General features: G+C 35.9%; 9 protein-coding genes and 2 tRNA genes. 9 read left to right on the top strand and 2 right to left on the bottom strand.

The features are described from left to right. Positions 1-5: 5 nt before the first annotated feature. Positions 6-1709, bottom strand: coding sequence for a glycoside hydrolase family 3 protein (locus H3U49_RS02815; RefSeq protein WP_198179449.1), 1704 nt, complete (start codon positions 1707-1709; stop codon positions 6-8). A gap of 136 nt (positions 1710-1845) precedes the next feature. Here H3U49_RS02815 and H3U49_RS02810 point away from each other — a divergent pair, with 136 nt between their 5' ends. From H3U49_RS02810 to H3U49_RS02795, 4 genes are all read left to right on the top strand, one after another. Continuing rightward, positions 1846-2856, top strand: a complete 1011-nt coding sequence (locus H3U49_RS02810) for an AraC family transcriptional regulator (protein WP_198179447.1) — start codon at positions 1846-1848, stop codon at positions 2854-2856. A gap of 141 nt (positions 2857-2997) precedes the next feature. Continuing rightward, positions 2998-4272: a PTS sugar transporter subunit IIC gene (locus tag H3U49_RS02805; RefSeq protein WP_198179445.1), complete on the top strand. Its 1275-nt coding sequence runs from the start codon at positions 2998-3000 to the stop codon at positions 4270-4272. 2 nt (positions 4273-4274) lie between these two features. Beyond that, complete coding sequence (locus H3U49_RS02800; protein ID WP_198179443.1) at positions 4275-5693, top strand: glycoside hydrolase family 1 protein; 1419 nt, start codon at positions 4275-4277, stop codon at positions 5691-5693. 370 nt (positions 5694-6063) lie between these two features. Then, positions 6064-6240: a hypothetical protein gene (locus H3U49_RS02795; RefSeq protein WP_167594934.1), complete on the top strand. Its 177-nt coding sequence runs from the start codon at positions 6064-6066 to the stop codon at positions 6238-6240. Between the two features lie 31 nt (positions 6241-6271). Here the strand turns inward: H3U49_RS02795 and H3U49_RS02790 are convergent, their stop codons facing one another. Continuing rightward, positions 6272-7282, bottom strand: a complete 1011-nt coding sequence (locus tag H3U49_RS02790) for a serine hydrolase (protein ID WP_198179441.1) — start codon at positions 7280-7282, stop codon at positions 6272-6274. 299 nt (positions 7283-7581) lie between these two features. On the opposite strand from H3U49_RS02790, the gene H3U49_RS02785 reads away from it, so the two are divergent. The 5 genes from H3U49_RS02785 to H3U49_RS02765 all read left to right on the top strand — a co-directional run bounded on the left by H3U49_RS02785 (position 7582) and on the right by H3U49_RS02765 (position 12144). Next, a complete protein-coding gene (locus H3U49_RS02785; RefSeq protein ID WP_198179439.1) occupies positions 7582-9510 on the top strand; it encodes a beta-glucoside-specific PTS transporter subunit IIABC in 1929 nt (642 codons plus the stop codon). A 37-nt stretch (positions 9511-9547) separates the two neighbouring features. Beyond that, complete coding sequence (locus H3U49_RS02780) at positions 9548-10954, top strand: glycoside hydrolase family 1 protein (RefSeq protein WP_232347594.1); 1407 nt, start codon at positions 9548-9550, stop codon at positions 10952-10954. A gap of 29 nt (positions 10955-10983) precedes the next feature. Then, positions 10984-11757: a PRD domain-containing protein gene (locus H3U49_RS02775; RefSeq protein WP_232347593.1), complete on the top strand. Its 774-nt coding sequence runs from the start codon at positions 10984-10986 to the stop codon at positions 11755-11757. A 235-nt stretch (positions 11758-11992) separates the two neighbouring features. Beyond that, positions 11993-12064: transfer RNA gene (locus H3U49_RS02770), tRNA-Glu, on the top strand. Between the two features lie 8 nt (positions 12065-12072). Then, positions 12073-12144 (top strand) — tRNA-Gln (locus H3U49_RS02765). Positions 12145-12340: the final 196 nt, after the last annotated feature.

The following is a 12340-nucleotide window of genomic DNA, read 5'->3' as shown; positions in this document are numbered from 1 at the left end:
CCTCTTTATAAATGAGTTTCAAAATGGCCACAGAACGGATCTACAGGACTTTGTCCGGTAAATTTGTCATGTCCCGTCATTTTTTCTAGAAGAGCATCAATTGTGACATCATTGCCTGTATAAGCATTAATGTAAGTTGAAACCATTGGAATATCAAAGAGGTGATAGGGATTGCAAGTAGAAACAAAAACTGTAGGGATGCTCTTCATGAACCAGGGAGCGTCAGCTGCCATTAGATGAATCCAATCAAGTCTGGTTGTGGTCTGATTACTTGCCGTTTCAACGTTAGCCACATAAAAGGCCAGGTCAAATTGATCATTTTCGTATTGCACTCCACCTTCGAAAACTTCTTTAAAATCAAGATTTTTGTGGTCAAAAACAGTAACTTTAAATCCTTTTTCTTCAAGCTTTTCCTTGAATTTAGTGGTTACTTTGCCGCCTTCTTTGAAGCCGCCATCATCGGTATCTCCTAAAACAACTAACCTTACTCGAGGATATTTTTCTGGAGTAATAGGCAAAAGTTTATCGCGGTCTTTAACTAAGGTAACAGATTCTTGTGCTACTTTTTTTGCCATCTTTTTATGTGCAGATAATTTCAAATCAATATCTGGCGATGCAGGTTCGCAAAGATTATTTTCTGTATCCATCACGCCTTGTGCAACTTTAGTGGCAATTATTCTGGTAACAGCTTCGTCGAGTCGAGTCATTGAAATCCTGCCGCTTTTGACTGCATCAGTCACAAACTGATAGTCTTCATCGATATCCTTGTTGAATAAGATCATGTCGATTCCTGCGTTAATGGTGGCGGGTAATGCTTCTGAGCGTGGCAAAATTGCATTGTATCCTATCATTGGCGTGGCATCAGTAATTGTGAGACCGTTAAAATGCAAAACAGTCCGTAAAAGTCCATCAGCTAATAGTTTGGAAGTAGAGGCAGGGCGTAAATCCTTATTTTCAATACCTGGTTGTAAACGGCGTTCCCAGGCTGGTTGCATAATGTGGGCGATCATTATGGCAGGCAAACCATTTTGAATTAAGTGACTATAAATTTGCCCGTATGATTCCATCCATTTGTCAGCAGATAACGAGTTAATTGAACTCAAAAGATGCTGGTCTCGCTCATCAACGCCATCACCAGGGAAGTGCTTTGCTACTGGAATAATATGATTAGCATTAAAACCTTTGATTTGTGCGTCAGACATTCTAATTACACGTTCTTTATTGCTGCCATATGTTCTTACATTCATTATTGGGTTACGAAAGTTTAAATCAAGATCTACAATTGGTGCAAAAGCCATGTTGCCACCGACTTGTTTAGCCTCATAGCCCGATACATAGCCTAAATTATATGCATTCTTTTCGTTGTTGGTAGCAGCAATTTGCAAAGGTCTGCCGAACCAAGTCCCTTCGCTTAATAATCCATTCCCTCCGGCTTCCAAGTTGGCAGCAACAAAAAGGGGAGTTTGACTTGCTTTCTGCGAAACTGCTATTTCACGATGCAATTTTTGAGCTTTATCAGGACGGTACATAATCCCGCCAGGTTGATATTTCTGAATAAATTTAGTTAAGTCTTTTTTATCTTCATCTTCACCAATAACAAAGAAAAGTTGTCCTATTTTAGCAGCAAGTGACATATTATTTACTTTATTTTTTACAAAATTAATCTTTGCAGCTGTTAAGTTGTAAGGACTTTGAGTTAAATCCGTCATCTTTTCCTCCCAAATTTTGAAATGTCTTGCTTTGTTCTTCATTTTAACTTAATGTAAAAAAGTAAACTATTGTTAAATTACATGATAATACTGTCTATTTCACAGAATTTAAGTCACTGATTAAAAGGGATCAAAAATGCATGAAAAAATAATTCAAATGTTACGCCAGAATAATGGCTTTCGTGATTGGGAAACTTTATTGGCTAACCTAAAATCGCAAAATGATTCAATTAAAGTTGTCGGTACTATCAATAGTGATCCGATCTATGAATTTTATGATACATATTCAGATAACTTTGTTTTAAACAGTAGTTCTATTACTATTTCTGTTCAACCTGTAAAATCATATATTCCTTTTCATGTTCACGATTATGTAGAAATTAACATACCTTTAGTGGGTAATTGTGTCGTAGTAACTGAGCATGAGCGTATTAAAGTTAATCAGGATAATATGATTTTTGTCGGTTACAAAACACCCCACAAAGTAGAACCAATTGGTAAAAATGATGTGGTTTTAAACATTGAATTACGCACTTCCGCTTTTTCTCTTAATGAACTTGATTTTTTACAATCAAAGGGAAAGGGGATTTCGATTTCCAATTTACTTTTTTCTTTGTTGTCAGATGAAGATTACGGTGAAGGGCGATATAGTTTGTTTGAAGTTGATCATGACCCTAAAATAACTGCAATTATTTATGACATTATTGATGAATATTATGGTGCCCGGGTGCAATCAGACCAGATCATTAAATTAGAAATGCTAACTATGTTTTCCTTGCTGATCCGAAAAACTTATTATCGTGAGGCTCAAGTCACAGACTCAAAAAAGAAAAACAATAATTTGCTTTCCTTGTTACTTTATATTGAGAAAAATTATTCTGATATCACATTGGAACAGATGGCACAGCATTTTGGCTTTAATCCAAATTATCTATCAGATTATTTAAAAAATGAAACCGGATTGTCATTTATTAAACTAGTTCAGTTACAAAGGGTGAATGTCGCTGCAAAATACTTAACCTACACTAAGGCTTCAATCGAAAAAATTGCTAGCAGAGTAGGATATGAAAATGCGTCCTATTTTTATAAAATTTTCAGACATTACTTTGGTATTTCTCCAGCAAAATACCGTTCTAATACCAGATAAGGGATTTTTTTCGTGTTTTCTTTTTTCGTTAAAATCTGTGAAATCAACATAGATTGTCTAGCTTTTGCATATTGTTCGCTTATTTCAATGAACATATACTTTAAGAAATGAAAGCGAATTAATAGGATAGGAGCGTAGAAAATGAAAAATTTTCAAAAATGGCTGGAAAAATATCTGGTCCCGTTTTCAAATAAATTAGGACAAAATAAGGTCCTGCAAAGTATATCTTCCGGCATGGTAATGACATTACCAGTCACTATTGGTGCCTCGGTGTTCTCAATATTTGCCAGCTTTCCAATCAAACCTGTGGCAGGTTGGTTTGCTAAGGTAGGAATAACCCCGTCAATGTCTGCCATTGTTAATGGTACGATGAACATTTTGGCTGTTTTTATAGCTTTTACCATTGCTTATAATTATGCCAAAAGCTGCAAGCAAAACGGAATTGTCGCTGGTTTGTTCGGCTTGGCCAGCTTTTTCGTGCTGATGCCGCAAACTGTTCCCGGTAAAAAGCCTGTTAATGCTTTTCAAATGACCTATTTGGGTAGCGAAGGCATAATTGTGGCAATTATTTTATCAATTTTAATTGGTGTATTTTATGTAAAATTAAGCAAGAATAAGAAACTAACTATTAAACTGCCAGATTCAGTTCCAAGTATGGTCAGTTCGTCAATTGAGCCACTAATAATTGGCATAATCATATTTATTGCTGTCTTTATCGTTAGGGCAATATTTGATTTTTCTCCGTTTAATAACGTATTTGACTTTATTAATAAGTTAATAACAGCACCGTTAATGCACGTCGGTGGTTCACCGTTAACTTTAATCTTGGTTTTTGCTCTCTCAAATATCTTATTTACGTTTGGTATTCATCCGGCTGCTATTCAATCAGTAATTATTCCTTTAGTAATCTCAATGATGGTGGGTAGCACGCCTGCCTTTCAAGCTGGAAAAAGAATTCCTTATTTGAATAACCTGGTAGTCTTTGCTTTTGCTAATAATGATGCAGCTGGAGCAACGCTTAGTTTGGTTTTAATGGGTTTGATATTAAGTAAGTCCAAGCGGTACAAGGAATTTTTTAAGGTTTCTGCTTTGCCAAATCTGTTCAATATTAATGAACCCATTATCTTTGGTATGCCAATCGTTTTAAACCCACTGATGTTTGTACCCTTTGTTTTATCAACCTTTGTTTCCGGTGGTATTGGTTTGTTAGCCGTAAAGATTGGTTTTATTACCAATTACAATCCCAGTTTAGGAATGGGAATGCCATGGACAATGCCTAAAATAATTGCTGATACAATGATTATGGGTTGGCAAGGGGCAGTAGTTTGGTTAATTAACTTTTTATTGATGTTTATGATTTATCTGCCATTCTTTAAGGTTGTAGATAAGCAGGCATTTGAAGAGGAGAATAAGTAAATATGGGTAATAAAATTCATCTTCAAGATGACTTTCCTGAAAATTTTCTCTGGGGAGCCAGTACTTCGGCTTTCCAGGTTGAAGGCGCCGCAAATGAAGATGGGAAGGGAATGTCAATTGCTGATTTAAGATCTAAAAAAAGCAAATTTTTAGATACTTCTGTTTCTGTTGATCATTATCATCATGTTGAAGAAGATGTTGCTTTAATGGCAAAGCTCGGATTGAAAAGCTATCGCTTTTCAATCTCGTGGTCGCGAATTTTTCCTCATGGCAATGACAAAAAACCGAATCAAAAAGGAATTGCTTTTTATAATAAACTGATTAATTTACTAATCAAAAATCAAATTGAACCCATTGTAACAATGTTTCACTTTGATTGCCCCATTTCTTTAGTGGAGCAGTATGGTGGTTGGGCTAATCGTAAAGCCATTAATGATTTTTATAACTATGCTAAAACGCTCTTTAATGAATTTGGAGATAGAGTTAAATATTGGTTAACGATTAATGAACAATCTTTGCTAGCTAATGTACCTGAAATGAATGGCATTAAAGATGAGAATTTGCGCCATTTAAGGGAAAAAGGTGAAAATTCTAATTACAATATGTTTTTAGCTCAGGCAAAAGTATATAGGCTTTGTCATAATATGTTTCCTAACTCAATGATTGGGCCAGCAGTATCCTATATGACTAATTTTCCTTATGATCATACTTCTAAAAATGCACTCAAAAGTAAGAACATGGAAGATTTAATCTCATTTATTGATATGGACGTGGCTTTAAGGGGAGAACTACCAAGTTACTATTTACGGTACTTGAAGGACAACAACATAACCCTTGATTACCATGAAGGGGATGCAGATATTTTAAAAAACGGTCGTGCTAATTTTTTAGGATTAAATTGGTATTCAACGTCAATATTTAAGCTGAGCAATGAAGAAAGCCCTAAAATGCTTGCCGGCGTCATCTCCAATGTAGAAAAAGTAACAGATGACCGGCTAATGAACTCTGAATGGGACTTTTCTTATGACCCTGTCGGTTTGCGTTTTGCTTTGCAAAAAGTCAATGATCGTTATCCCAATATTCCGATTATTATTACCGAATGCGGCTGGCCAGAACGTGACCAACTTGAAAACGGTCAGGTGCATGACCCAAAACGGATTAAGTATCTCAACGGGCACATTTTTGAATTACGTGAAGCTATTAAAGACGGAGTTAATGTCATTTCTTTTAATCCATGGTCGTTTTTAGATTTGTTAAGTGTTAACGACGGAATGGACAAGCGTTACGGCTTGGTTTATGTTAACAGGAACAACCAGTCAATGCTTGATATGAAGAGATATCCAAAGGATAGTTTCTACTTTTATCAAAAAGTAATTGCTACGAACGGAAAAAATGTGACCAAAATGGAAATTGATGAGTAGACTTTGATTGTAATTTGATAAAAAGTTTTTTAAAACAATATTTAAATCACGTCGAAGAGAGTTACGACAATCTAATTATTTTGCATAACAATAAAAGGACTTTAAAAGAATGAAATTAAAGTCCTTTTTCATAGTTTGAAAAGCAATTAAATTACATAACGAATAAAAAGCATTAAAATGCTTTCATCAAAAAAATAATTCTCAAAAAAGTTTACTAATGCTTACGAATGTAAACATTTTGCAACAATAACAATTATAATAAATAATTTCGATAAATATGCTTTTCAGCGATTAAATAACTAAAAAAAGCCCCAATTTTTGCCTAAAAAAAGGTATAATTTGAAATGAATTGAAGGGAGTTTTTTTACAAATGATGTGTGATAATTTGTTTTTCAAAATTTTGTGGGTAGTTGTTTACGCTATTACCGCTTATTTTACCTTTACCGGTAACATGATGATGGCGATGTACTGGATGGCAGGCGGTATGCTGGCTCAAGCAGTAGTTGACCTTGTCTATCATTTTTGGCCAAATCGTAAAAAATGCTAGAAAAGCAGCTTCTATTATATGAAGCTGCTTTTTACTCGTCATTTTCTTTTAAAAAACTCTGAATAATTCTTTCTCTCATAGTTAGAAAGACCTGATTATGACCAGTAGGGTGAATACGATTGGTTAAAAGAATTAAGCCAGACTTTTTTACGCGGTCAAGAAGCATAAGAACACCAGTGAAGCCAGTATGCAGAATCAGGGGATAATGCAACTGAGGGTCAAAGCGTAAGTCCCAGCCCCATGAGCGTGGTTTGACACCCGCCGGATTTTTATTATCGAATAACATTGCGACAATTTTTTGACTGAAGGGCAGAATGTGTTTATCCAAGCCCAAGTATCCTTTGCTTAATTTAACCAAGTCATTCATTGTGGAGAAAAGCCCTGCTGAACCGCAATCACTGCCAAGCTGGCGTGCTTTAGGATCGTGCGGTTCACCTTGCAAAACTTTCCCTTGGTAAACAGCGGTGGGCACACATAAGTTCTTAGGGGGATTGAATGTCGTATTTTTTAAACCTGAGGGCTCAATTATTAATTTTTGACCAACTTCTTGAACTGGTTGACCAAATATTTTTTTAACAACCAACCCCAACAAGATAAAATTCGTATCGGCATAGCGCATTTTATGTTCAAACTCGTCTGTGACAGGTAAATGAATGATAGCATTGATTAGTTCGTCGTGGGATAATTGGTCGCGCTTTTCAATCCAGCCACGGATTCCGCTGGTGTGGGTAAGCAGATGAAAAAGGCGAACACGTTCATCTTTAAATTCAGGAATAAAGTCGTGCAGTGGTTCAGTAAAATTGAGCTGTCCGTCTTGATATAATTTGAGCAAAATATTTTCAGTAATAATTACTTTGGTCAGACTGGCTAAATCATAAATAGCAAACGGGCTAAGTTGCGTAACTGTCGGATAGGTACTTGCAAAGCCGACGGTTGAAGTGAAAACTTGGTCATTTTTAAAAAAAGCATAGTTTACGCCCGGTACAATGCGTTCCGTAACCATTGATTCAATTAAATTTTGGGTGTTTGAGTAGTCAATCATAAAAACTATCCTTTGTTCAAAGTTTCTCACTCTATTATATACGATTCATTGATTTATTTTTGCAAATAAGTGCGAATGAAATTTTAAATGTTAAAAAATAGATTTAATGGTAAATTTTATGTAATCGCTTGCATAAATGGAATTCTAATGTTAAATTTAATTTTGTAAAATAAAAGAACTTTTATTTGACGTGTTACTGGTAATGCAGGCAAGATCAAATGTATGTAATTAAGAACCGAGATTAACGGTTTTATTTACGTATGTTTGGTCTTTTTTATTGAAATAAAAGAAGGAAAATTATGAATAATCATAAAATCGCACTACAAATCATAGATGGAGTGGGCGGAAAAGAAAATGTCTCTGGTTTAACGCATTGTTTTACCAGATTGAGATTTGTTTTAAAGGATGAAAGTAAAGTAAGCAAAGACAAAGTTTCCAGTATAGAAGGAGTGATTCAGGTTGTAGAGGCCAGTGGTCAGTTTCAAGTCGTTTTAGGTAATAAAGTGGAAGAAATTTATGATGAAATCATGCCGCTGCTTGAAAGTACCGCTACGGAAGATGATGAGCAAGACAAAAAAGTTGGTATTGGGACAAAGATTTTAAATGTTGTAACTGCTATTTTTACGCCAACTATTCCGGCCATTGCCGCTTCGGGAATGTTAAAGGGTATTTTGGCTGTTGCAGCATTAATTGGCTTAAATGTCTACCACGTTGATATAAAGACATTTAATACTTATATTATTTTGAATGCTGCGTCAGATGCTCTATTCTATTTTATGCCAGTGATTTTGGCTAGATCGGCTGCTAAAGTTTTTAAAACAAATGAATACATAGCTATGACTCTGGGAGCAACGCTATGTTATCCCACTTTGGTAGAGCTGATGACTGGAAAAAAAGCAGTAACGCTGTTTGGGATTGGAATTACCAAGGCAAATTATGTTTCCTCGGTTGTTCCCATCATCATAGCGGTTTTTGTACTGGCTTACGTTGAGAAATTTGTTAAAAAAATAATGCCGGATGTGCTCAAAATTATTATGGTACCAACTTTGTCTTTACTTATTATGGTACCTGCAACCTTAATGATTTTCGGCCCTATTGGTATTTATATTGGTAACGCTGTTAACTGGGCATATCACTATATCATGAATTTAAGTCCGATTTTGTTAGGTGCCTTTGTTGGTGGTATCTGGTGTGTACTTGTTATTTTTGGTGCTCACAGAGCAATTATTCCGATAGGTATAAACGATGTTGCTAAAACGGGACGGCAAAACCTGCTTGCCTTTGCTGGTGCAGCAAACTTTTCACAAGCTGGTGCGGCTTTGGGAGTTTTCTTCAAAACTAAAAATAAAAATCTGAAAACTGTGGCAGCTTCAGCTACAGTGACTGCATTGTTTGGTATTACCGAGCCGGCTATTTATGGTGCTAACTTGCGTCTGAAAAAGCCTATGGTTTATGCAGTAATTAGTGGTGCTTTAGGCGGTGCCTTAATGGGCTGGGGTGGCTCTTATGGGAATGCTTTTGCCAATCAAGGTGTCTTGACCATTCCCGTATATGCTTCTGCCGGAACTAAAGCTTTCATTTGTTACATTTTGGGTTGCTTAATTGCCTTTGGTGGAGCTTGCATTTTAACAGTTATATTAGGTTTTAATGATTTACCTAGTGATGAACCTCCTGTAGAAAAAAGTAGTTCAAAAACTGACCAGATTGAGAGTAATCAGGAAGAAAATCCTGCTAAAACCATTGATGAAGATTTAGTTGCAGATGACTGCGACTTATCTGTAAATTCTCCTGTTGCAGGTAAAACGATACCTCTAACTCAGGTTTCAGATGATGTCTTTGCATCCGGAGTTTTGGGTAAAGGTATTGCAGTTCAACCTACTTCAGGAAAAATTTTAGCTCCTGCAGATGCCACAGTCAGCATGATATATCCGACTTTACATGCAATTGGTTTAATATTAGACAGTGGAATTGAAATGATGATCCATATTGGTATCGACACTGTTAAACTAAATGGAAAGTATTTTGAAAAGCACGTTCAAGATGGAGATCATGTCAAGAAGGGGCAACTGCTAGTTTCATTTGACATGCAAAAGATTGAGCAGGCAGGTTATGACTTAACCACGACCGTTGTAGTGACTAATTCGAAAAACTATGCAGCCATTGGTTCGACGAACAAGGATAACGTCACTAATAACGACCAGTTGTTATACCTGTTATCGAAATCATAATATCCAAATCTAAGATATGATTATTAGAGGAGTAATTATGGAAAAATTTAACCCAGACTTTTTATGGGGTGCATCTTCATCAGCCTTTCAAATTGAAGGCGGATGGAACGAAGATGGTAAGGGAGAATCAGTAGCAGATTATAATTCTTTTGTTCATGCTGGTCCTCAGCAAGCTGATACCAAAGTGGCCAGTGATTTTTATCATCATTATCGAGAAGATATTTCTTTAATGAAAGAATTAGGTCTTAAAGTATACCGTTTCTCCATTGCCTGGTCGAGAATTATTCCTGACGGTGATGGTCAGGTTAACCAAAAGGGGATAGACTTTTACAATAAAGTGATTGATTGCCTGATTGCAAATGGGATTGAGCCGTTTGTTACTTTATATCATTTTGATTTGCCCCTAGCCTTGGTAGAAAAATACAACGGTTGGGAAAACAGATCTTGCATTTCGGCTTTTAGAAGATATGCCCAAATATGTTTTAAGGAATTTGGTGACAGAGTCAAGAACTGGCAGGTGATCAACGAACAAAACCTGATGGTTCGTGTAGACGAGCGCTTAAACATGTATCATGTTGAAGCCAAGAATAAAGAACGTGTCAGAGCTCAAATGGATTACAATATGTTTGTAGCAAGTGCCTATGTTATGCAAGATTGTCATAAGATGGTGCCAAACGGTAAAATAGGACCTGCAATATCATCCACCATGACTTATCCGGCATCTACCAAGCCACTAGATGTTTGGGCTGCTAAAATGAATGACAATTTCAAAACAAATTATGCTCTGGAAATGTATTGTTACGGACAATATCCGGGGTACTATAGCAATTACCTTAAAAGAGTGGGCATTTTGCCATCAATGCAAGATCAAGATGAGCAAGTATTGCGCGATGCTCGGCCTGACTTCATAGCAGTCAATTATTATCGTACTCTCGTTGCCAGTTACTTACCGAGTGATGCCAAGCACCCTTTTGGTACAAGGAAAAATGATGTGGATTTTGATCTGTATGGCTATTTTAAGATCGAAAAAAATACTAACCTGTCTGCAACGGAATATGGTGCTCAAATCGATCCTATGGGGTTGAGAATTGTACTGAATGAATATTATCGTCAGTTTCGTTTGCCAATGATTATTACTGAAAATGGTTTAGGTACGCCAGACATTATGGCAAAGGATGGCAAGATTCATGATCAATACCGCATAAAATATCTTGCAGATCATATCCAAGCTTGTTATGATGCAATTCAGGATGGGGTAAAGCTAATCGGTTATTGTCCTTGGTCAGTTATGGATCTGTTAAGTTCACATCAGGGATTTAAAAAGCGTTATGGCTTTATTTACGTCAATAGAGCTGACAATGATCTAAAAGATCTACGTCGGATTCCTAAAGACAGTTTTTACTGGTACCAAAAAGTTATTGCAAATAACGGATTGGTCAACTAAACAATTGTATGCAATTAGGCGGTGAGCTGATGAAAGTGCTAAAAGTTTTGAATAATTCGCTTATTTTGGCATTAGATAAATCAGGTGCAGAGTGTATCCTAATGGGCAAGGGTCTAGGTTACCATAAAGCAATTGGTTATCCTGTTAAAAAAGAGGAAATTCAAAAGATTTTTGTCTTAACCGATAATAAAATGCTAAAAAACTTTATTCAGCTAGCCAATACAATAGATGAAACTTATCTAAATATGGTTAGGGAAATAATAGATTTTGCCGCCAGAAAATATCAAATCAAAGTAAAAGATTACCTTTATTTATCCTTGGCTGATCATATTTCTTTTGTGGTAAAACGAGTTAAAGAGGGAAATATTGGTGAAAATTTCAACTATCCTGACGTTTTACTTCATCAAAGAAACGAATATCAGGTAGGGTTATTTGCAGTTAATTTGATTAATAAAAAAATGCATGTTTCGTTACCAAATAGCGAAGCAACGGGCATTGGTCTACATTTTGTGGATGCGGAAATTGACGTTGAAGATCAACAGAAAAACAGGGAAATAGCTGATTTGGTGAGCAGTCTCGAGAAAATAGCTCAAAGGATTATCGGGGGAAAAATCGACCAAAATACTTTCACTTATTCACGTTTTTTGACGCACCTAAATTATTTTTGTGAAAGAGTTTATGAAGACGAACTGTTTTCAGATGAAGATCAAGAGGGACTTTACCAAGACCTGGCTGCAAAAATGCCCAAGGAAGTTGAAATTATTAATGCTTTCGATGAGTTTATTAGAAAAAAATTAACTTGAGGATTACTAAACAGGAGAAAATATACCTAATTGTTCATTTGCACAAAGTAGTTGAAGAAAACTGCAAAAAAGTGTAGTTGGCAAAAAATATGAGCAATAATAAAAAACTTCCGGATTGAATAGCATTCTGGAAGTTTTTCTTTGTGTTAAAAGTACTCATTAGTTAAATTTAGTTTTTGAACTGAAAGTACTTGACAATAACTGTCTCTTCAAGCATAATAATTACTGTTGATTTTGCCCGCTGGTCAAATGGTTAAGACGCCACCCTCTCAAGGTGGAGTTACGAGTTCAATTCTCGTGCGGGTGATTTAACACTGGGATATAGCCAAATGGTAAGGCACAGGTTTCTGGTTCCTGCATGTTTCGGTTCGAGCCCGGATATCCCAATTTTTGTAATTTGTCTTAGTTTCAACTCGTTTGAAGTGTTGGTACTAAGGCATTTTTATTTTTTGCCATTTTTTGAAATTAGCTCAAAATGAGCTAAAAAACTTCATATTAGACTTCATATTTTTAAGCAGACTTGCAAGTGGGCTAATCTTAAATATTTAGCTAAATTGGTATAATTGATTAATGGAAAACGTTA

This window comes from Lactobacillus sp. W8174 (assembly GCF_016100975.1).
In the GTDB taxonomy this organism is placed as follows: Bacteria; Bacillota; Bacilli; order Lactobacillales; family Lactobacillaceae; genus Lactobacillus; species Lactobacillus juensis.
The sequence above is the reverse complement of the archived record's forward strand: the minus strand, read 5'-3'. Positions and strand labels throughout refer to the sequence as shown.